Origin of the sequence: Falcatimonas sp. MSJ-15, assembly GCF_018918265.1 — a bacterium.
Lineage (GTDB): Bacteria > Bacillota > Clostridia > Lachnospirales > Lachnospiraceae > Falcatimonas.
Map to the genome: position 1 here is coordinate 33,832 of NZ_JAHLQC010000017.1, position 22,120 is coordinate 55,951.

Annotated in this window: 26 protein-coding genes and 2 riboswitches; of the genes, 25 read left to right on the forward strand and 1 reads right to left on the reverse strand. The window is 34.0% G+C overall.

The annotated features are described in order from the left end of the window. Window positions 1–38: 38 nt before the first annotated feature. Window positions 39–1,193, reverse strand: a complete 1,155-nt coding sequence (locus KQI85_RS12785; protein ID WP_216576471.1) for a diguanylate cyclase domain-containing protein — start codon at window positions 1,191–1,193, stop codon at window positions 39–41. A gap of 250 nt (window positions 1,194–1,443) precedes the next feature. Here KQI85_RS12785 and KQI85_RS12790 point away from each other — a divergent pair, with 250 nt between their 5' ends. The 25 genes from KQI85_RS12790 to KQI85_RS12910 all read left to right on the forward strand — a co-directional run bounded on the left by KQI85_RS12790 (window position 1,444) and on the right by KQI85_RS12910 (window position 22,073). Then, window positions 1,444–2,241: a hypothetical protein gene (locus tag KQI85_RS12790; RefSeq protein ID WP_216576472.1), complete on the forward strand. Its 798-nt coding sequence runs from the start codon at window positions 1,444–1,446 to the stop codon at window positions 2,239–2,241. A gap of 71 nt (window positions 2,242–2,312) precedes the next feature. After that, window positions 2,313–2,401, forward strand: a riboswitch (glycine riboswitch). A gap of 314 nt (window positions 2,402–2,715) precedes the next feature. Beyond that, window positions 2,716–3,414: a DUF5058 family protein gene (locus KQI85_RS12795; RefSeq protein ID WP_216576473.1), complete on the forward strand. Its 699-nt coding sequence runs from the start codon at window positions 2,716–2,718 to the stop codon at window positions 3,412–3,414. Window positions 3,415–3,432: 18 nt separating this feature from the next. Then, window positions 3,433–4,188 carry a hypothetical protein gene (locus tag KQI85_RS12800; protein WP_216576474.1) on the forward strand — a complete coding sequence of 252 codons (756 nt, stop codon included), beginning with the start codon at window positions 3,433–3,435 and terminating at the stop codon, window positions 4,186–4,188. A 20-nt stretch (window positions 4,189–4,208) separates the two neighbouring features. Continuing rightward, window positions 4,209–5,381, forward strand: coding sequence for a M20 family metallopeptidase (locus tag KQI85_RS12805; protein ID WP_216576475.1), 1,173 nt, complete (start codon window positions 4,209–4,211; stop codon window positions 5,379–5,381). Between the two features lie 397 nt (window positions 5,382–5,778). Continuing rightward, window positions 5,779–7,167 carry an MATE family efflux transporter gene (locus KQI85_RS12810; RefSeq protein WP_216576476.1) on the forward strand — a complete coding sequence of 463 codons (1,389 nt, stop codon included), beginning with the start codon at window positions 5,779–5,781 and terminating at the stop codon, window positions 7,165–7,167. 92 nt (window positions 7,168–7,259) lie between these two features. Beyond that, window positions 7,260–8,327 (forward strand): hypothetical protein, encoded by a 1,068-nt coding sequence (locus KQI85_RS12815; protein WP_216576477.1) that lies wholly within the window; start codon window positions 7,260–7,262, stop codon window positions 8,325–8,327. 522 nt (window positions 8,328–8,849) lie between these two features. Next, a complete protein-coding gene (gene rsgA, locus KQI85_RS12820; RefSeq protein ID WP_216576478.1) occupies window positions 8,850–9,854 on the forward strand; it encodes a ribosome small subunit-dependent GTPase A in 1,005 nt (334 codons plus the stop codon). Between the two features lie 149 nt (window positions 9,855–10,003). Then, window positions 10,004–10,106, forward strand: a riboswitch (THF riboswitch). A 73-nt stretch (window positions 10,107–10,179) separates the two neighbouring features. After that, window positions 10,180–10,734 (forward strand): GTP cyclohydrolase I FolE, encoded by a 555-nt coding sequence (folE, locus tag KQI85_RS12825; RefSeq protein ID WP_216576479.1) that lies wholly within the window; start codon window positions 10,180–10,182, stop codon window positions 10,732–10,734. After that, window positions 10,731–11,213 carry an HD domain-containing protein gene (locus tag KQI85_RS12830; RefSeq protein WP_216576480.1) on the forward strand — a complete coding sequence of 161 codons (483 nt, stop codon included), beginning with the start codon at window positions 10,731–10,733 and terminating at the stop codon, window positions 11,211–11,213. Before folE ends, KQI85_RS12830 begins: the two co-directional genes overlap by 4 nt. A 98-nt stretch (window positions 11,214–11,311) precedes the next feature. Beyond that, the gene (folP, locus tag KQI85_RS12835; protein ID WP_216576481.1) at window positions 11,312–12,118 is read left to right on the forward strand and encodes a dihydropteroate synthase; all 807 of its coding nucleotides are present in this window, start codon (window positions 11,312–11,314) and stop codon (window positions 12,116–12,118) included. Between the two features lie 21 nt (window positions 12,119–12,139). After that, window positions 12,140–12,955: a 2-amino-4-hydroxy-6-hydroxymethyldihydropteridine diphosphokinase gene (gene folK / locus KQI85_RS12840; protein ID WP_216576482.1), complete on the forward strand. Its 816-nt coding sequence runs from the start codon at window positions 12,140–12,142 to the stop codon at window positions 12,953–12,955. A 370-nt stretch (window positions 12,956–13,325) separates the two neighbouring features. After that, window positions 13,326–14,390, forward strand: coding sequence for a macro domain-containing protein (locus KQI85_RS12845; RefSeq protein ID WP_216576483.1), 1,065 nt, complete (start codon window positions 13,326–13,328; stop codon window positions 14,388–14,390). 175 nt (window positions 14,391–14,565) lie between these two features. Continuing rightward, a complete protein-coding gene (locus KQI85_RS12850) occupies window positions 14,566–15,372 on the forward strand; it encodes an ADP-ribosylglycohydrolase family protein (protein WP_216576484.1) in 807 nt (268 codons plus the stop codon). A gap of 99 nt (window positions 15,373–15,471) precedes the next feature. Beyond that, window positions 15,472–16,134, forward strand: a complete 663-nt coding sequence (locus KQI85_RS12855; RefSeq protein ID WP_216576485.1) for an SIMPL domain-containing protein — start codon at window positions 15,472–15,474, stop codon at window positions 16,132–16,134. A gap of 161 nt (window positions 16,135–16,295) precedes the next feature. Beyond that, entirely contained in the window at window positions 16,296–16,631 is a 336-nt protein-coding gene (locus tag KQI85_RS12860; RefSeq protein WP_216576486.1) for a DUF3784 domain-containing protein, read from the forward strand. Window positions 16,632–16,679: 48 nt separating this feature from the next. Then, window positions 16,680–17,072 carry a pyridoxamine 5'-phosphate oxidase family protein gene (locus tag KQI85_RS12865; RefSeq protein WP_216576487.1) on the forward strand — a complete coding sequence of 131 codons (393 nt, stop codon included), beginning with the start codon at window positions 16,680–16,682 and terminating at the stop codon, window positions 17,070–17,072. Window positions 17,073–17,114: 42 nt separating this feature from the next. Further along, on the forward strand, window positions 17,115–17,264 hold the full coding sequence (locus KQI85_RS12870; RefSeq protein WP_216576488.1) for a hypothetical protein: 150 nt from the start codon (window positions 17,115–17,117) through the stop codon (window positions 17,262–17,264). Then, window positions 17,264–17,857, forward strand: a complete 594-nt coding sequence (locus KQI85_RS12875) for a rod shape-determining protein (protein WP_216576489.1) — start codon at window positions 17,264–17,266, stop codon at window positions 17,855–17,857. Before KQI85_RS12870 ends, KQI85_RS12875 begins: the two co-directional genes overlap by 1 nt. A 342-nt stretch (window positions 17,858–18,199) precedes the next feature. Then, window positions 18,200–19,090, forward strand: coding sequence for an Abi family protein (locus KQI85_RS12880; RefSeq protein WP_216576490.1), 891 nt, complete (start codon window positions 18,200–18,202; stop codon window positions 19,088–19,090). Between the two features lie 858 nt (window positions 19,091–19,948). Further along, window positions 19,949–20,383, forward strand: a complete 435-nt coding sequence (locus KQI85_RS12885) for a hypothetical protein (protein WP_216576491.1) — start codon at window positions 19,949–19,951, stop codon at window positions 20,381–20,383. 40 nt (window positions 20,384–20,423) lie between these two features. Continuing rightward, window positions 20,424–20,639: a hypothetical protein gene (locus KQI85_RS12890; protein ID WP_253293893.1), complete on the forward strand. Its 216-nt coding sequence runs from the start codon at window positions 20,424–20,426 to the stop codon at window positions 20,637–20,639. A 27-nt stretch (window positions 20,640–20,666) separates the two neighbouring features. Beyond that, window positions 20,667–21,008 (forward strand): arsenate reductase family protein, encoded by a 342-nt coding sequence (locus tag KQI85_RS12895; protein WP_015521632.1) that lies wholly within the window; start codon window positions 20,667–20,669, stop codon window positions 21,006–21,008. Further along, a complete protein-coding gene (locus KQI85_RS12900) occupies window positions 21,009–21,533 on the forward strand; it encodes an O-acetyl-ADP-ribose deacetylase (protein WP_216576492.1) in 525 nt (174 codons plus the stop codon). Between the two features lie 100 nt (window positions 21,534–21,633). Next, entirely contained in the window at window positions 21,634–21,804 is a 171-nt protein-coding gene (locus KQI85_RS12905) for a hypothetical protein (protein ID WP_216576493.1), read from the forward strand. A 17-nt stretch (window positions 21,805–21,821) separates the two neighbouring features. Further along, complete coding sequence (locus tag KQI85_RS12910) at window positions 21,822–22,073, forward strand: hypothetical protein (RefSeq protein ID WP_216576494.1); 252 nt, start codon at window positions 21,822–21,824, stop codon at window positions 22,071–22,073. Window positions 22,074–22,120 lie beyond the last annotated feature (47 nt).

Sequence of the window (22,120 nt, forward strand, 5' to 3'; positions counted from 1 at the left end):
TTAAGAATAATATCACGATAGTTAAGCAGTTACAAGAACTAATTAGCATAGTCAGGTTTAGTTGTCTGTTGCAATTCATAGATAGTATCAGTCATAAGTTTTCCAATTGTATGTATAGCTTCAATTTCACTTTGCAGCCAAAGTCTTTTATAACCACAGTTATTAATGCCTAATGTACCTATGATCTTTCCATTTTTGTGAATGAGAACCTGAAGAAGTGTCTTAACTTTCATACGTTTAAGTTCGCTTTTTACAGGTTCAACAGACTGTTCAATATCAGTACAGAAGAAGATGGAATTACTATTAAAACATTTTTTCTCATATTCATGCCCGGACATCCTAAGATTAGGCGTTATATTATAATCATCATTTTGTGAATAAAAATAAGATTTACCAATCTGCATCTCATCTTCTGTATAGCAGCTTGCATAAGCTCTTGTAACATCAAAAGCATCAACAATCAGTTTTGAGATCTTCTCGATTGTAGTCTTAGGATCTTCCCTTAGAGCAAGTTCGTCTATAACAGCATCGAGAAGAACTTTAGTAACAGAGAAACCACTATCACCAAGTTGTACAATATGATTACGGACACGTTTCGTCTGGCTGCTATTATTATAAGAAACATTTTTCTTATCAGTGTTTTTACCAAATAGTGAGAAGCAGTTCTTGCCTTCAAGTTTTGACTGATATAGCGCAAGATCAGCCATCTTATACAGCTCACCGTAAGTATGCCCTTTTTCGGCATCTGAGAATGCGATACCAATGCTTAGTGATATGTTATAATTTTGATGTTCTTTTTCATATTTCTCTTTAATAGTCTTGCATAGAGTATCAGCTTTATTACATAGAACATCTTTAGAGATGTTCATTACAAAGATCTGATATTCATCACCACCGATTCTGCCGCAGAAGAAATCTCCTATAAATAGAGATTTGATAGTATCTGCTATATCAATTAATAACGCATCGCCAAGCATATGACCGAATGTATCATTAACATATTTAAAATTATCGACATCAATAATAAGCATAGCAGCCTGATCAGTATCGCTCATCTTATTTAGCTGCTTGGTTATCCATGTCTCCATACCATATCTGTTATATAATTTTGTAAGGGAATCAATGTGTGCTGCTTCCCATAAAGCTCTTAAGGCATCTGGATCATTTTGATATATATTCCAGTTTATTTGCATTATGTTCACTCCCAGTATTATTTTCGCAACTGTTTTTATAACAATCGTTTCCATTGTAACACTTATTTAATAAAAAATCTTCACTTTTTACAAATATTTCTTGGATAGTTACTTATCGGCAGGAAAAATATGAAAAAAATAGGATGTTCACTTGTATGGATGAAAAAAGATATAGCTGACATTGATATTCTTAATTAGTGGTGATATACTCTAATTAGATGTGACTAATCAAAATTAGGAGGAATATATAATGAGAGTATATGAGTATGGAGATTTGGATAAACCAGTTATCATGTTGTTTCCCGGAACATGCTGTTATTGGAAGTCTAACTTTGGACATGTGATAGGAGAACTAGAGAAATATTTTCATACATTAATAGTAAGTTACAGTGGATTTGATGAAAATGAAAATACAACTTTTGTATCAGAGATTGATGAGACACAGAAGATTGAAGCATATATTAGAGAGAATTTTGGCGGAAAAATATATGCAGCATACGGATGTTCACTTGGTGGTTCTGTTGTGTCACTTCTTGTAAGTCGTAAGAATATACATATAGACCATGCGATTATAGGTTCTAGTGATATGGATCAGGCACCAAAGTGGTTAGCTAAGATAGAGACAGCTATCATGATGCCATTTTTTTATCCGTTTATTACTGGAAAAGGTGGAAAAGGACTTAAGAAGATATTCGATAAGAAGATGAATCAAGGCGGTGATAGTTCCGAATATATTAAGAAATTTGTAGAGATTATGGGAGTTGATGGGAAGACAGATCTATCATTTATAACGAAAAAGTCAATGAAGAATCAGTTTTGTACAGACCTATATACAAAAGTCGGTGAACATATAAGTGTACCGGGAACTGTGATACATGTATTCTATGCTAAAAAAATGGGTGAAAAATATCTTGAAAGATATAAACGATATTTTAATAATCCGGATATTATACCATTTGATTTACAACATGAAGAACTTCTGTTAGATGCTAAGAGATGGACAAAAGAAGTATGTAAAGCATGCAATATTGTAATAAATACTTATTAAAAAAATTAAAGTATAAAAAAAGGAAAATAACTTGACAGCATATTAATGATATGATACTTTGATAAAGTGTTAAATAACTCTCTGGAGAAACTCGATTAAGAGGGCCGAAGGTGTAAGGTCGAAAGACTGATCTCTCAGGCAAAAGGACAGAGTGCTAATAATTTATTATAGTTATTATTACGAGATTCCTGTAACTGATTAATTGAATTGATTACAGTTTTAAAGATAGTGTATCTATTTATATAGACGAATTAAAACTGTATTTACATCAAAGAAGATGTTCTCTTTTGTGAGAGCATCTTTTTTTATTATATTGTCAGGAATAGATAATTGATTTGTATTGTGACTAATAGCCAATTAATTATTGATATGTACTTACAATATAAGATGCAATTAAAATAAGATGTAATTAAACTGTAAGGGAGAACAATATTAACAATTGCTAAGAGAAAGATAATGAAGAAGGAGAACAATATGAAAGAAATTGCAAATTCAACTCTATTAATGGTACTTATTGTTATTGGTCTGGTATATATTGTCGGACTGTCACTGGCTTTTTTAAAGAAAGCGTATAAAAGATGTCTGGAACTTGGAATATCCAAAGAAAAGTTACATGATGTAATCAAATCCAGTGCAATATTCTCAGTCGTTCCAGCTATATCAATTGTAGTTGGATTCTTTGCACTTGTTGCTGTATTTCAAAGTGTAATCTGGCCATGGTGGAGATTATCAGTTATAGGTTCATTGTCTTATGAAACACAGATATCAGGTCTGCTTGCAAGTAGTTTTGGACAGACTATGGATGGATTAAGTGCTACACAGTTTGGCGCTGTGCTTATTCTTATGAGTGTTGGTATGCTTAGCGGTTTTATTATTCTCATTCCATTTGGTAAGAAGATGTGTATGTCAGTAACTAAAGATGAGAATGCCAGTACATGGAAATATGTATTTAGCGGGGTATTTATGATGACATTATTCGCAGTATATATCCCTGTTATATTAATAGGTGATACAGTGCAGGCATGTGTTATGTTAACAGGTCTTGTTGTAGCAGTTGTGCTTGGCATATTGTCTAAGAAGCCAGGACTTGCATGGCTTAACAATTTTATTATGGCGATTACATTAGTAGTCGGAATGGCATCTTCATTGTTATGGGTAAAGATATTTGGTTAAAGAAAGGCAGGAATTGTTATGAGTAAAAATAAAGATACAAAGATTATGGATCCATTTCAGAAATGGGCACATTCATGGGGAAGATTCGGAACTTTTATTGCATTATTATATATGATAGCATTACCTTTTATTATATGTATAGCTTTTGACTGTATGCCAAAAATCGGTGACATACTTAATACAAGTACAATCGGTATTCTTCTTATATATATACCTGTCGGATTCTCAGAAGCACTAAGCTATATTCCAATTCTTGGATCTTCAAGTTATCTTGGATTCATTACAGGTAATATTATGAATCTTAAGTTTCCATGTGCTGTAAATGGTATGAAAGTTGCGAATGTTGAGCAGAATACTCCAGAAGGTGATGCAGTTGCAACTGTATCAATCGCAGTTTCATCAATTGTAGCAATTGTAATTCTCGCAGCAGCAGCACTTTTATCAAGTTTTATCAGACCAATATTTGAGACACCAGCTATGAATACAGCAAAAGATTATGTAATTCCTGCTTTATTTGGCTCTATGGCATTAGGACTCTTTGCAAATACAGGAAATAGTGGTAAAGTAGTAAAAGGAGCTGTAAAAGGTGTAATTCCAGTACTTGTTATAGTATCTGTCATATCACTATTAGCAAGAATTGCAGGAGCTGGAAAGAGTCTGCTTGGACTTGTTGGTATTCTCATTGTATGTATGTTACCTGTAGGTATATTAAGCTCATACATTATGTGGAAAAAGGGTATTATAAAAGTTGTTGATGCAGATAAGACAAAATAGAGAAGAAAAGAGGAATCAGTATGAATTATTATGAACGTGCACTCGAATTAAAAGAAGAGATTATCGCAAACAGAAGATATTTTCATACAAATGCTGAAGTAGGATTAGATATGCCAAAAGCTAAGGCTTATGTTATGAAACAGTTAGAATCATATGGAATACAGGCAAAAGAATGTGGACATGGTGTTGTGGCAACACTTGGTAAAGGTGGAAAATGTATCTTACTTCGTGCAGATATGGATGCACTTCCTATGCCGGAAGAGAGTGGAGAAGAATTTGCATGTAAGACAGGTGATAAAGCTCATGCATGTGGACATGATTTTCATGCAGCGATGCTTCTTGCAGCAGCGAAGATGTTAAAAGAGACAGAAGATTCATTAGATGGTACTGTAAAACTTATGTTTCAGCCGGCAGAGGAGACTTTTGAAGGAAGCAAAGATATGATAGAAGCAGGTGTCTTAGAGAATCCATCTGTAGATGCCGCACTTGCGTATCATGTATCACCAGGTAAGATGCCTGTAGGACTTGTTATGTATAATAGTAAGAGTACTATGATGTTCTCAGTAGATGGATTTAGAATTAATATTAAAGGTAAAGGTTCACATGGAGCTTATCCTCATGCAGGTATTGATCCTATTAATATTGGTGTTCATATTCATCTTGCACTTCAGGAATTAATTGCAAGAGAAGCTGATCCTAATGTAGCCTGTGTATTAACAATAGGTAAGTTTCAGGGTGGTGCAGCAGCGAATATTATTCCTGATACTGCCGTCTTAGAAGGAACACTTCGTACTAATAATGCAAAAGAGAGAAAAAAACTTGTTGCACGTATAAAAGAAGTTGCAGAATTGACAGCAGCAGTATATGGCGGAAGTGCACAGATAGAATCTCTATCAAGTGTGCCACCACTTGTATGTGATGAGACATTAACAGAAGAGATTATAGGATATATGAGAGAGATGTCAATTCCAGGTTTTGCAGAGTATCCCGGAGTTAGTGCAAGTGCATCAGAAGACTTTGCGACAATAGCAGAGAGAGTTCCTAGTACATTCATGTATCTGTCAGCAGGATATATGGATGAGAGAGGTGCATATTCTGCACATAATCCAAAAGTACGTTTTAATGAAGATGTCTGTCCAATAGGAGCATCATGTCTTGCATATTGTGCAGTACAGTGGCTTAAAAATCATTAGAATAGATTAATATAACTACGAATAATTAAAATTAATAAAGGCGATGCCTGATATAGTATATAGAATAATCGGTGACAGTTAAAAATAATTGTCAGATAGAATGATTATTGTAGATGTTGTATGTCAGGCAACGTCTTTTTGTATTTTCGGATTATTGATTGACAAATTTGCTTGACATAAAACAAAAAGAATGTTTTAATCAAACAAGTATAGATATGTAAATTACATATAATTATTGACGATATCCTCGTTGTAAGACGGGGATATTACTATGTCTGGAAAGTAATTGATAATTATATAAATGATTAGATAATGTACAGATAATAAATGAAATATAATGTCTAATATTAAAAATGTAATTTTACAAGTGTCTATAAAAAATATAAAGGAGAGCATTATGAAAGGAAGATTAAAAGAAAAATATATTGGCGATAAGGCATTTTATCGCAGATATCTGCTTCTTGCATTGCCAATGATAGTACAGAATGCAATTACCAATCTGGTAAGTTTTCTTGACAATATTATGGTAGGTCAGCTTGGAACTGAACAGATGTCGGGAGTTGCTATTGTCAATCAGCTGATTTTTGTATATAATCTGGCAATTTTTGGTGCAGTGTCGGCAGCAAGTATTTTTGGAGCACAATATTATGGAAAAGGTGATCATAAAGGTCATATGTATTCATTTCGCTTCAAACTGTATTCAACTATTATAGTTACAGCAATTACAATTACATTATTTTTGACAAAAGGAAGTAATCTTATATCACTATATCTTACTGATACTGCCGGTAATGGTGCAACTGAGCAGGCACTTAATTATGGACTTCGCTATCTATCAATTATGGTAATAGGTCTGATCCCGTTTGCAATAAATCAGTCTTATGCAACTAATATTAAGGAGACAGGGCAGACATTTATTCCGATGATTGCAAGTTTTGTTGCAGTTGGAACTAATGCATTACTTGATTATCTGTTAATATTCGGTATTGGCCCATTACCAAGATTAGGTGTTATGGGGGCAGCACTTGCTACGGTAATAGCACGTTACATTGAGGCATTTATTGTTATTGTATGGGCACATATTCATAAGGAACAAAATAGATATCTTTGTGGTGCATATCGTGGATTTGGCATACCGGGGAAGGAGTTAAAAGCGATTATTATAAAAGGATTTCCTCTTATGCTCAATGAAGTAATGTGGGCAGCTGGAATGACAGCCGTAACACAGTGTTATTCTGTAAGAGGGCTTGATGTTGTAGCTGGACTTAATATTGCTACTACTATTACGAATCTGTTTAATATTGTATATATTCAACTTGGTGCATGTATAAGTATTGTTGTCGGACAATATCTTGGAGCAGGAAAGCTTGAAGAAGCAAAAGATGCTGATAATAAGATGATAGTATTTAGTGTATTCTGTTGCGTGATTATGGCTGTGATTATGCTTTTTATTGGTGGATTCTTCCCGACAATATATAATACATCTAAAGAGATTAAAGAACTTGCAACAAGTTTTATTGCTGTAGCAGCAATGATTATGCCATTTTGTTCGTTCAGTCATGCGTCATATTTTACTCTAAGGTCTGGCGGAAAGACGCTTGTAACATTCTTGTTCGATTCAGTATTTACATGGATAGTTGTAGTGCCAACAGCATATCTTTTGGCACATTTTACAGGGCTTGGAATTGTAAGCATATATTTTTTTGTACAGGCAACAGAGATGGTAAAAGTGATTATTGGATATAAGATGGTACATAGTAATGTATGGCTTGTTAAGATGGTATAGATTATTGTCATTATGTGAAACTTGATTTGTGATTACAATATATGAATATGTAGCCTATATAGCCGATATACATCGAAAAGGAGGTATTAGTTATGGCTTATTTTAGGCAGACAGATTCATTGGAAGATTTAAAAAATCAATACAGAATATTACTTACAAAGTTTGATTATAAAGATCCTAAGAATGCTAAGCTTCTAGCTGCGATTGATAAAGAGTATAAGAAATGTCAGGCATATGCGAAGATGGCACCGCTTAGAAAAGCAAAAGATGATTTTGTAAGAAAAATGGATGAAGAAGAGAGACAAAGAGTATCAGAAGAACAGAAAAGAGCTGAGTATAATGAACAGATAAAGAGAAGAACACAGGCACATTATACGAAAGCAGACTGTCATAATTACTTAGATGAAGCAGTTAGAGAATTGAAAAAATATGCGTATATGCAAGTTAGAGATAATATAAAATCAGGAAGTGCAAAAGCATGTCGCAATGAATTAGATGTTTTTCGAATGAATGGATATCGTAAGACTTATATAAATTTAAGAACACTTGGAAAATTAACTAAACAAAGTGATTTGGCAGGAATAGTAGAAACTGGAGATAATGTAGAGATTGCATTGGTTTCTTTGGCAAATGATAATAATAAAGAGCAGATCTTACATAAAATGGAAGAAAAACTAGGAGCTGTATATGTAAACGCATACAAGGAAGCATGCGAAAAATATATGGATGATGTTGAGTATGCAAGAGTTATTGCTAATGAGAATAAAAGAGACAGAGAAGACAAGAGAATAGAACCATTTAGAAAAGTTATCTATATGATTACAAGAGTAATGGCTTCGATAATATTTGGTGCGGTTGCGTTTTTGATAGTAATGGCAATATTTGCGATGTTAACAACTCTCACAGGACGTGGAATTGTTAGTAATATTATAACTATAATAGGTGTTGTTGTAGGAATTATGGTGGTAGTACTGGTGGTAAAGATTCTAAACAGATTACTTGATTTTGATCAATATCATGAAGTTACAACCAAAAAAACAGCATATAGTAGAGTGACAGAAGGCGAGAAGTATGATGAACTTGAGAAAAATGAGAATATATCAAAGAATACATCAGGTATTATTAGGCTAATCTTCAGACTTCTAGGGATAAGAATATAGAAAATATGGATATATGGCATACAGAAATAAGATGTAGAACATATAGAGATAGAAAATAAAAAATAAGAAACATATGATTGTGAGGTAACTGATAGATTGACATAAATAATATATGGTGATATGATAAAAAAGATCTAGAAAAAGTAATAAGATTAATATGAATGAAAGAGAGGTAATGCAGGATGGCTATTGTAAGAAGAGAGAATAATAGAACTGAATATGTTGTTTTTACCTCGGTATGTGCGTATTAATCAGATTAATAGAGAATATATAGAATGTATATCTAAAGTATATTTAGCCGTGGCTTATTTTGCTACGGCTTTTTTATTAAAATAATTCTATTGTACAAAGTGAGATTATAGCTTTGTATGTCTGTTTGATTAATATCAGAGGAACATATTCATACAAGAAAAAATGCACATAAAATGTAGCAAAAAAAATGTATAGAATATGAGCCAGAATGATATTTTGTTAGATTAGAGAAAAAATATATCTAAAAATATCCTGGTATAAGGAGAAAAAATGAGTCAGATTATTATTCAAAAAGAAACAAAAAATGATTGTGAAGCAAAAGAAAAAATTGGAACTATTTGCGAAGTACAGAAGAACAGCTATGTAATAAAGTATTTAAAAGAAGAGATAAATGCGAAATTAAAAGGTTCTTTTTATCATACAGAAAGTGAGTTTCCTGTAGTTGGCGATTATGTAACATTCATATATAATCCTAATGGTGACAGTATTATCACGTCAGTATGTGAGAGAAAGAGTGTGATAAAAAGACCATATCCTTCTGACCATTCAATGACGTATGGAAGAAATATAAATGGGCAGGTAATGGTTGCTAATTGTGATTATGTATTTATAGTTGCGTCACTTAATAACAATTATAACTTTAATAGAATTGCACGATATGTATCCATAACACTTCAGGGAAAAAGTATTCCTGTAGTCATTCTTACAAAAGTTGATCTATGCAATAATCCGGGAAGATATGTAAGAGAGATTGAAGAACTTTCAGACAAAGTTAAGGTTCATACAATCAGTGCATTGTATGGAATCGGTCTTGAAGAACTTGATGAGTATCTTAAACCTGATAAGACGATAGCAATACTTGGTTCATCTGGTGTTGGTAAATCAACTTTAGTGAATGCTATATGTAAAGGGGAGGTTATGAAGACTTCAAAGATACGAGAAAGTGATTCTAAAGGACGTCATACAACTACTTACAGACAGATGATTGAACTTGAAAATGGTGCAAGAATAATAGATACACCTGGTATGCGTGAACTTGGAATGTGTGATGTGGATGATGGAATTGATGAGACTTTTTCTGATATTGCAGAACTTGAAACTCATTGTAAATTCAGCGATTGCAAGCATGATACAGAGCCTGGATGTGCAGTAAAAGAAGCACTTAAGAGAGGTACTTTATCTAAAGAGAGATATGAGGTATATAAGAAATTACATAAAGAGAGCAATCATGCAGCAAAGATGAAGAAGATTGCGAAGATGAGAAGAAAACTGTAAGTAAAAATAACAAAAGTAAATTACAACAAGTTATGGAAGTTATGTTTTTTTAAAAATTAATCTTATAAGATGCTTATTTGGCTAAAAACAGGATTGACAATTGGTAACGTAACGGATATAGTAAAAAATGTAAAAAATAAATATATGTGAACAGAGTAGAAGTCATGCGTAAAGTGCCAATGGACGGGAAGTTGCCATTGGACGAAGAATTCCTGTAAAGTGAATTTGCGATGTGCCTTCGCATCCGCTGTCAGAAAATATAAAGCATTCATTTCCTGAGAACGGTTTTGAATGCTTTTTGTTTTGCATAAGAAAAGAGGAAAAGATGGATAGTGAAAAAATAAAAGAAGGTGTCCGGCTTATATTAGAAGGAATTGGTGAAGATGTAGAAAGAGAAGGATTACTTGAAACACCGGAGCGTATTGCCAAAATGTGTGAGGAGATATTTGGAGGATTGTGTCAGGATCCGGCGGAACATTTGAAGAAACAGTTTAGTGCTGAGAATAATAATATTGTACTAGAAAAGAATATAACATTTTATTCAGTATGTGAACATCATTTGTTACCTTTTTATGGAAAAGCACATGTAGCGTACATTCCGAATGAAAAAGTAGCAGGACTGAGCAAACTTGCAAGGACAGTAGAGGTATATGCAAGAAGACCGCAGATACAGGAAAATATGACAGTACAAATTGCAGATGCAATTGAAAAATATCTTGAGCCAAAAGGTGTAATGGTGCTACTTGAAGCTGAGCACATGTGTATGACAATGAGAGGTGCTAAAAAACCAGGAACGCTTACGTCAACTATCGTGACAAGAGGTGTGTTTGAACATGATTATTCATTACAGCAGACATTTTTACAGATGGTGAAAGCATGAAACGTGTGAATTCGATATATAGACATCCACTATATCAGAAAAAATATAATACGTTGCAAAAGGCAGAGGAACATCGAAGATTTTGTAATCATACATTAGAGCATTTTTTAGATGTAGCAAGACTGATGTATATATATTCGATGGAACATGAATTGTCTATATCTAAAGAGGTTATATATGCAACAGCATTTATGCATGATATTGGAAGAATAGATCAGATAGAAAAGAACATCCCACATGAAAAGGCGGGTGCAGCTCTGTGTGACATAATCTTGCCAGATTGTGGTTTTACAAAAGACGAAATTGGCATGATAAAGGAATTTATCATACATCATCGTACAAAAGATACAGAATCTTATCAGCCTTTATATCAAATGTTGTATTGGGCAGATAAGAAATCAAGAAACTGTTTTGCATGTGCTATGCAGGCAGAATGTAACTGGAACAAAGAGAAGATGAATCTGGAAATTGATTATTAATAATTGGCAGGCATTATAATACTATTATTATCGTGGAATTGATTTAATTTGGTTTGCGATTAGCTGGTAATTAAAGTGCCTGCGGAATGGAGAGCAGGATGAAAATAGGAAACAAAGAATTTGACTTAAACAACCACTGTTATATAATGGGAATTTTAAATGTAACACCGGATTCTTTTTCGGATGGTGGTAAATTTAATACACTAGATGCAGCATTAAGACATACAGAAGAGATGATACAGGATGGAGCGGGTATCATTGATATCGGAGGTGAATCCACAAGACCAGGACATATAGTGATTTCTGAGGAAGAAGAAATTGCAAGGGTGACACCAGTAATTGAGGCAGTGAAAAAGCATTTTGATATTCCGGTTTCAATTGATACTTATAAAGGAAAGGTTACACTTGCGGCATTACAGGCCGGTGCAGATCTTGTAAATGATATCTGGGGATTTAAGCATGACCCGGAAGTCGCAGCATATACAGCAAAATATAATGCGGCATGTTGTCTTATGCATAACAGGAATGAAGCAGTATATGATGATTTTCAAAAAGATTTTATTAGAGATCTTAGTGAGTGTATTGCAATTGCAAAGAAAGCTAATGTACCCGATGATAAGATTATGTTAGATCCAGGTGTAGGATTTGGTAAAACTTATGAAATGAATCTTGAGATTATTAATCATCTTGAGATTATGAAACAGCTTAATTATCCTATATTACTTGGAACATCTAGAAAATCTGTGATTGGTCTGACACTTGATTTGCCGGCGAATGAGCGTGTAGAGGGAACATTGGCAACGACAGTTATCGGTGTCATGAAAGGCTGTTCTTTTGTAAGAGTTCACGATGTAAAAGAAAATTATAGAATTATTAAGATGACAGAGGCAATTTTGTCAAAATAACAAAGGAAAATGGAGTTTAGAATGGATAAAATTTCAATTGATAGATTAGTTGTGTTTGGAAAGCATGGTGTTTTTGAAGCTGAGAATATATTAGGACAGAAATTTCTTGTTTCTGTTGTGCTATATGTCGATACCCGAAAAGCAGGATTAACAGATGATTTGACATGCTCTATAAATTATGGAGAAGTAAGCCAGGATATTATAAAGTTCTTTCAGGATAATACATTTAAACTGATTGAAACAGTTGCCGAACAACTTGCAAAAGAATTATTGCTTAAGTATGATTTGGCAGAAAAAGTGGATGTGAAAATAGAAAAACCATGGGCACCAATTGCAATTCCGGTAGATAGTGTTAGTGTTGAAATATCAAGAGGATGGCACAAAGCATATATTGCTACTGGTTCAAACATGGGTGATAAAAAAGCATATCTTGACGAGGCTGTAGAAAAATTAAAAAAACATCCATATTGTAAGGTAATAAAGGTGTCAGATTATATTACTACAGAGCCTTATGGCGGTGTTGAACAGGATGTATTTTTAAATGGAGCATTAGAGATTAAGACATTACTGTATCCGGAAGAATTGCTAAAGCTTCTTAACAAAATTGAGGCAGAGGCTGGACGTGAACGTATTATACATTGGGGACCTAGAACATTGGATTTGGATATTTTATTTTATGATGACTGTATCATAGATACACCAACATTGACAGTGCCACATATAGATATGCAGAATCGAGATTTTGTATTAATTCCAATGGCACAGATTGCACCATATCACAGACATCCGGTTTTAGGCTGTACGGTAGGTCAGCTGTTAAGCAGACTGAATGGTTAATTATCATAAATTTAAAATAAGGGAGGAAGAAGAATGGAATCATTGAAGTATTGTGTGTGCATGAAAAGAGGGTATAAAATTTTTTGTATTATATGTATTATAGTAAGCCTGATTTGCACACTTTGTATTTGTGCTTTTGGATTACCTAAATGTAAAACACTGGCCAATTATTTAGCTACTTTATTTACTATTTTTTTCTTCCTTAGTATGATAATTTTTGGATGTAATGAAGTTACGAAGAAAGTTCAAGTATATAAGGGAAAAATAATATTTCGCAGAATGTTCAAAAGCTGGCGAAAACTGTAACAAATAACAGGAAAAGTATAAGGCAGAACAGACAGGATAAGAATTAGAAGATAGGTGGTGTATAATGTCATTTAAGATAATCCGCAATGATATAACAAAGGTAAAAGCAGATGTGATTGTGAATACTGCTAATCCGAATCCGATATGTGCAAGTGGCACGGACTTAGCAATATATAAGGCAGCAGGAAAAGAAAAACTTCTCGCTGAAAGAGCAGGTATTGGTAAGATTGAAAGAGGTGACATTGCTGTTACCGGTGCATATAACTTACAGGCAAAATATATCATCCATACAGTAGGACCGATATGGATAGATGGACTTCACCATGAATTTGAAATCCTAAAGGACTGCTATCGTAAATCATTGCAAAAAGCGTTGGAGCTTAAGTGTGAGAGCATTGCCTTTCCATTAATTTCGACAGGAGTGTATGGATTTCCAAAGGATAAGGCATTACAGGTTGCTGTGTCAGTATTCAGCCAATTTCTTACTGAAAATGAGATTGAAATTATACTTGTAGTGTTTGATAAAAGGTCTTTTCAGCTTTCTAGTCAGATTGTAGGTGATATTGATTCATATATAGATGCTAATTATGTCAGGGAAAGTCATAGAAAAGAATATCCATTGCGAAACATAAGCAGTGTCCGTATGAGAGAATTGCCAGGAAAGGCGTTCTATGAGAAGATGCTTCAAAGAAAGGCAGAAGATAACTATCCACCTGATGAAGATACAAGGTTAGCACAGCCCGATATGCCATCAGCAGATATTTCTTTGGAAGAGCAGCTTGCAAATATTGGAGTCTCATTTCATGACAGATTATTTGAGCTGATAGATGAAGCACATCTTGATAATAAGGATGTGTGGAAAAGGGCAAACCTTGATAGGAAACATTTTTCAAAGATTCAGTGTGACCAGAACTATCATCCAAAGAAAAAGACTGTGATGGCACTCTGTATTGCACTGCACCTTGATCTAGAACAGTCAAAAGACTTGCTTGCCAGAGCAGATTGGGCATTTAGTCCAAGTAGTAAGGTGGATTTGATTGTACAGAAAGCTATAATAGATAAGCAGTATGATATTATACAACTGAATGTGACTTTGTTTAAATATACGAATGAAATTCTTGGAGTATAAATGCTCATTAGTAAATATTGATTAGTAAATGTTACGTCGGTACTTATGGTATCGGCGTTTATTTTTTTCTAAAAGTGTCGCCAAGACAGCGACCATATAAAGATGATATTAAGTTATACTTATATTGTGACAAAGAAAGAGAGTTGCCGGAGTAATTCGGGGATTGGAGGTATATATGTACGGAGCAATTTTAGGAGATATTATTGGAAGCCCATTTGAATTTGACAGAGGTGATAAAACAAAGAACTTTGATTTATTTAGTAAAGGCTGCGGCTTTACAGATGATTCTGTTATGACAATAGCAGTTGGAGAGGCTCTTCTTGCAGTCGGAACTAAAGCTACAGTAAAGGAAATTGAAGAGGCGGTAGCATCTAACATGCAGAATTGGGGAAAAAGATATCCACATGCAGGTTATGGTGGAAGCTTCAGACATTGGCTTAAAGAAAAAAATCCAAAGCCATATGGAAGTTATGGTAATGGTTCAGCCATGAGAGTATCAGCAGCAGGATGGCTTTATAATTCAATTGAAAGAACAAGAGAGGTGGCAAGAGCTACAGCGAATGTGACACATAATCATCAAGAAGGTATAAAGGGTGCAGAGGCTACAGCCAGTGCAATATATATGGCAAGGAATGGTTCTTCAAAAGAAGAAATCAAAGCTTATATCGAGAGAGAATTTCATTATGATCTGAATAGAACATTGGATGATATCAGACCTTACTACCATCATGTTGAAAGCTGTCAGGAAACAGTGCCAGAAGCAATTATTGCATTCTTGGAATCCAGAGATTTTGAGGATGCAGTGCGTAATGCAATATCACTTGGTGGAGATACGGACACACTTGGAGCAATTACTGGTAGCATTGCCGAAGCATTTTATGGAATACCTAAAGTGCTTATTGAAGAGTGTAAAAACATGATTGATAAGGGACCGATGACTGATGTTCTTAAAGAGTTTGAACATGTGATTGCCAGGGTGTGAACATTTATTCAAATGATAGTGGGTAGACTTAGACAAATCAGATGATTGAGCTTTTAAACAACAGATATGAATATTATAAGAATGAAAGGAAGAGCAGAGATGATGAGAACAATTAAAGTTACTGGAAAAGGGAAAATAGCTGTAAAGCCGGATATGATTAGGTTATATATTAATATGGAAGAACTTTGCAAAGAATATGAAGATACACTTCGCAGGTCAACTAAAGATACAGAATTACTCAAAGATTTATTCGAAAAACTTGGATTTCAAAGAAAAGACCTTAAAACAGTATATTTTAATGTTGATACAGAATATGAAAGCTATCAAGATAAGCACTGGAAAAAAAGATTTAAGGGTTATGAATATAATCACCGAATGAAAATAGAGTTTGCATCTGATAACAAAAAGCTGGGACAGGTGCTATATGCTTTGGTTCACAGTTCATTAAAACCAGAGTTTTCTATTGAATATACAGTAGCTGATGTAGAAAAATGTAAAAATGAACTGTTACATAAAGCGATTGAAGATTCTATTCAAAAGGCACAGGTGCTTACAGCAGCAGCAAACGTGAAATTAGGTGAGATACAGACAATTGATTATTCATGGGGAGAGATAGATTTTGTGACAAAGCCATTGGATGAAATGAGATTAATGGAGTGTACTGAATTAAAAATGAGAGCACCAGAGGCATATGATATAGATATCGAGGCAGACGATATAGATGTTACAGATATAGTTACTGTGGTCTGGGAAATATACTAGGAGGGAATATACTGGAATTGATGAATATATGGAATTGTATTTGCTTAAGAGGGAAGACGGTGGTATAATTCTATTATTGATATATTATGGTATAGTTGGTAAATTTTACGAAACAACGAAGGCAATTGCTGTACAAATTGGAATATGTTGAGGTATCTATTATGAATGAAGGATTTTGGATGTGTGGAGTGTTGGCTATAATATTTGCTATTATAGGAGCATTATTTGCAATATTGAAAGAGAAAGCGGCTATATTTGTTTCAGGATTTAATTCACTGCCTAAAGAAGAACAAGCTTTGTATGATAAAGCATACATTTCTCGTGATATTAGAAATCAGTGTCTGGTATGGACTGTCATAATGTTAATAGGAGCTGTAATGTCATTTTTTATATCACCATATATGGCTATTCCGGCTTTCATCATTTGGTTAATTTTGTTTTTTAAAGAGGTTCATTTTGACACTCGCAAAGCATTTGAAAAATATCTATTGAAGTAAATTTTAATATAATGGATTTATTCAATCAAAACATAGGAGGATTATATTATGGAACAGGTGGTAAAATTTTTAAAAGAGGCAGGAACATATTATTTAGCAACAGTTGAAGGCGACCAGCCAAGAGTAAGACCATTTGGAACAGCTCATATTTTTGAAAATAAATTGTATATTCAAACTGGTAAGATAAAGGATGTATCAAAGCAGATTCACGCAAATCCAAAAGTAGAAATCTGCGCATTTAAAAATGACGAATGGCTACGTGTATCAGGAGAACTTGTAGAAGACGATAGAAAAGAAGCAAGACAGTCAATGCTTGATGCATATCCATCTTTACAGAAGATGTATTCAGCAGATGATGGAAATACAGAGGTGTTCTATTTTAAGAATGCGACAGCGACATTCTCATCATTTACACATGAACCGGAAGTAGTGAAGTTCTAATGATTAGGGTTTAGAACATGAATTGAGAAGGAGAAAAATACAATGATTCAATATATTGAAAAAGCATATAAATTGGCACTAGATAATACTAAGTATAATTCTGACGGAGAAGCAGTAATTCCAGAAAATGATGAGTGGCGTGATGAGAAAGAATGGGATGAAATATTTGAGCAGTTGCAGGAGGTGTCCTAATGGAAATGTTTAATCCTACAGAGCTTTGTGCAGATATTAAGATCTATGATTATAAGAAAAAAGTAAAATATGATGAGAAATCTCTGATCATTTTTGAAAAAACAGGGAAAATAATAAAAGTCGGAAAAGAGTGTGAGGACATTATTTACACTCTTCCGGCTAATTCTATTGTTTCTTCTCCAATTATATTGGGAAGAGTCAGCGACTATACATGTGCAGAAAAAATGTTAAAGCAGATGCTATGCCAATATCTGGGTAAGTCTTCTTTTATGGGATACGGCGAAGGGCTTATTTTTATTCACGAGAAGCTAAATGAAGTGGAAAAGAAAGCTTATCTTGATCTTATGTATCAAGCAGGAGCCAAAAACGTGATTTATATGGATGAATCGGTGCAGGGAATTCCCGAAGGAACGCCATGTGAGGATGTCATCTGGGCAATGAAGAATACCTATAAAAATCTTCGTTTCGCCGTAGAGATTACCAAGGAACAGCCAATGGATTACTTCAGATATTCTCTGGCGAAATTGGCAGAGAACTGCAAGCGGTGGGGACTAGAAGAGGAATATAACAAAAGCGTAATGGAGAAAAAATAATGCATACCCTCGCAGATTTGGGTAACACAGAACAGAATGTGGCGGAAAGTATTGAAAATACTACGATTTCAACTACTAATGGTTGAGCCGGAGATGAAATGAAGGCAAATGTTTTGGGATAATTCTTTAGTAGTAATAGACTACTTAGAGACAGGAATTGCAGATTTTTAATAAATTAGATTTTAATAAATTAATAAATTACGCGGTAAAAAATTACAAAATCTATTGCATTTTTCTGCGCTTTTGAATATACTATATGTAACAGAGTTGCCCGAAGTCTTTTGGACATTGGGGACCAGGCTGAGTCTTGTGCTCAGCTTTTTTACGTTAAGGAGTGATTTTATGGATTTGAAAAAGCCATTGACCTTCGATGAACAGTTGAATAAGTTGGTTGCACATGGGATGGTTATTTCAGATAGAGAAGAAGCCAAGGACATTTTGAAGAAAGTAAATTATTATCGGTTTACAGGTTATGCTTTACAATTTAGGAAAGATCCTTCTGGCAGCGATTATATAGATGGAACTACATTTGAAACGGTGTATCATCTTTATAAAGTGGATGAAATATTACGTGATACATTTCGCCGGTATATTGAAAAAGCAGAGGTTTATTATAGGACGCAGATAGCCTATGGATTTTCAATCGCAAAATGTACAGATGCACCTTATGATCAGCATTACGATGAAAACAATTTTTATAATAAAAAAGGTTACAAAGAAGTGATGGAGACCTTTGGAAGAGAGCAGAATTATTATAAAGACAGTCTGATTGTAAAGCATCATAAAACAAAGTATTCTAGTAAAATGCCACTGTGGGTTATTGTGGAATTGATGTCATTTTCTAATATGTCCAAGCTGTACAGTTCTATGTATTATTCAGAAAAGGATGCCATAGCCAGTATGGTCGGAGTAAGTAAGGATACATTAGAAAATCATCTGCACTGTCTGTCGGTATTACGAAATAAATGTGCGCATGCAGCAAGAATGTATAATACGGATTTTAATCCACCGGCAAAGTTTACAACATCCTTTTTACGGAAACACCCAGAGATAAAGAATAATTCATTGTTTGCGTATACACTGGTTTTACTAAAAAGGCTCCCAGATGAAGAAAGTAAGAAATCTTTGGTACAGACAGTGGAAACGGTGATAGATGAATATAGAAGTGATATTGATTTGAATTTGATTGGTTTCCCGGAGAATTACTTGGAAATTATGAAGAATAATTTGTAAGAATAAGCAGCTACTTTTCGTTAGTAATCTATGCAAAGTGGATGTTATTTTATATTAAGGTTGTGGAGAATTGTATTGTAAATGTTGCACGCAAATGATATATTTTTTGTCATAGGAGGGCTTGGGAATGGACAAAACAATTTCTATGAACATAAGGGTGTACTGGTCAATTTTTATTAAAAAACGGCAGACACCGCTCTGGTAAGATGTGGTACAGCTACCTCTATAACATCATGATGCATGGGATTTGTCCTATAAATCCGCCCTACGAAAGTTGATTTTAGAAGTGGTATAATCTTTTGGTTATTATACATTTTTTTAGACATAGCGACAGTTGTGTCTGTTTCTAATACTCATCTATTCATTTCGAATAATATTCACTTTTCAATGTTCATCACCAGCTATGCTGGATATAATTACTCAGGATTACGAGAGAGGAATTCTGGCTAGAGACTGAACAGTAACATAAGGGAAATTTTTTCTAATTAAGGTATTTTTATTGGACACATTATATGATAATCTAAAATTACTAGGAACCTAGATTGAAAAAAATAACTTTTAACTCAAAAGTTATTGCAACAAAAGCGAACAAGCAGAGAAAGCTAAAAGAGCAATTTAGTGTAGTGAAATTAAGGCGATTTTTAAATAATGGCTTAAATAATAGTAGCGAATATAAGTTGCGTTTTAAACGGAATATTGACAGAGAAGGCAGGCTTAAGAAACTAATTATTTAGAGAGTGGTTTTTTTCGTTGCGATAATTGTGATTGGGATAGTATATAATGAATAGAGCATGCAATCGAGGTTGGAAATTATGAATAATAGAAAAATACAAGTAATAAAAAATGTGGAGGTACATAGTGGTTAATTTAATAAATAAAAAAGTAAAACATACAGGCGCTTTAGGGATAGGGATTGTTACAGAACAGGATGATAAATATATTACAGTCCAGTTTACAAATAAAGTGATCAAGTTCGCATATCCTGCAGCATTTGAAGAAAGTGCAAGACCAGATCATACTACAGGTGATTGGACTAACTGGGAAAAAGCTGGACGTAGAGTTGATTGTGATTATCATGTGTTAAAAAAACCACTTAAACATGGTGCATATAAAGATACTATTTTGGAGTATTGTAATGTGAAGTATTCGCCATTTGATAAATGTGGAAATGGCAATATGGGTTATCTTTTTGAACTAAACAAGAACTTGGCAGCCTTTTTTATTCAGAAAATAGCTGAGAAGAATCCAGAAGTAATGGATATTGAATATTTGCAGTTCATTCTTGAAAAGTGAGAATATAGCAGTTTGGGTTTATTCGAAAGTGTCAATATATATGAGAATGATGGATATAAGACAAGGTAATGTAATAATGACTGAGGGGCTTGTGTTGCAGGATGTAGATGTATGGTATGATAGTACAAAAATATATACAACTCCACATAACAATATGACAGAACTTTATTTTGAAGATAATGATATAGAAGGTATTATTGAAAAAATGGAGTCTGGCAAGTATGTTGTAAGTTATGTTAAGAAATTAATGGAATAGATGGAGAAATAGAGGAGAAATACTGATATGAATATACAGATATTTGGAACAAAGAAATGCAATGATACTAAGAAGGCGGAGCGCTTTTTTAAGGAGCGGGGCATAAAGTATCAGTTCATTGATATGAAAGAAAAAGGTATGAGCAAAGGAGAATTTAATTCGGTAGCTCAGGCAAATGGTGGATTAGAAAATATGGTTAACTGGGATGGCAAGGATAAGGATTTACTTGCTCTTATTAAGTATATCGCAGATGAAGATAAGCTCGAAAAGGTGCTTGAGAATCCACAAGTAATTAAAACACCAGTAGTAAGAAACGGAAAGCAATCAACACTTGGTTATCAGCCGGATATCTGGAAAGGATGGAACTAAATGTACTTAATTAAGACTTTAATGGGAGATATAACAAAAGTAACAGATGTGCAGGCAATCGTGAATGCAGCAAACAACTCACTTCTTGGCGGAGGCGGTGTAGATGGTGCAATTCATAGAGCAGCAGGACCAGAGCTTCTGGCGGAGTGCAGAACACTTCACGGATGTGAGACAGGAGAAGCAAAGATAACAAAAGCTTATAATCTGCCATGTGATTACGTGATACATACTGTCGGTCCTATATGGAACGGTGGAAGAAATAGAGAAGAGGAACTTCTTGCTAATTGCTATTCTAATTCCATGAAGCTGGCAATGGATAATGGAATCAGGTCTATTGCATTTCCTTCTATATCAACGGGAGTATATAGTTTTCCGGTTGAGTTGGCAGCAAAGATTGCAGTACATACAGTAAATAGGTTCTTGCAGGATAATCCGGATTGTTTTGAACTGGTGGAGTGGGTGCTATTTGATACTCATACTGAATCGGTGTATGAAGCTGAGGTTGATAAATTATACGATAAATAAAATGAAAAAAGGGAGCTTTTATGTACGCTGAAAAAACAGATTATGATGATATTGAAATGTCGAGCAGGTTATGGAATATTCTCAGAAGATCTGAAATGATATGGAGCATGGAGTCAGATTTGATGACTTTTTATGTATGGATGCATTTAGAATTGGAATAAAAAGCAAAGATGATTTGAGAAGATATAGCCTTGAGAAACTTGAAAAGGTGTGTCCGAAGGATAAAAGGTTGTTTGTAAGATTAAAGAAGTTGAAATCCATTTATGGTTAATTCGTGAAAGGAGAATTATGGAAAAAAGATACTATATTGATGGTAAATGTGTTTTAAGTTATGAAGACGATGTGTTTTCCACTGATGATGATTATACAAATATTAAAGAATTGTTTATTTATCCAGCAGTTGATAAAGTGTATGTTAAATATTATGAGAAGCAATTGGTTCAACAAGTCCTTGAAAAAACCTTTAAAGAGAACGCTTCAATATTTAATACATACTGTGCTATAAAAGAATTAATAAAAGGCGAATCAATAAGTGTATAAAGCCTTCTAGCTTCTATCAAAATGAGCTTGGAAAGCAAAAAATAAAG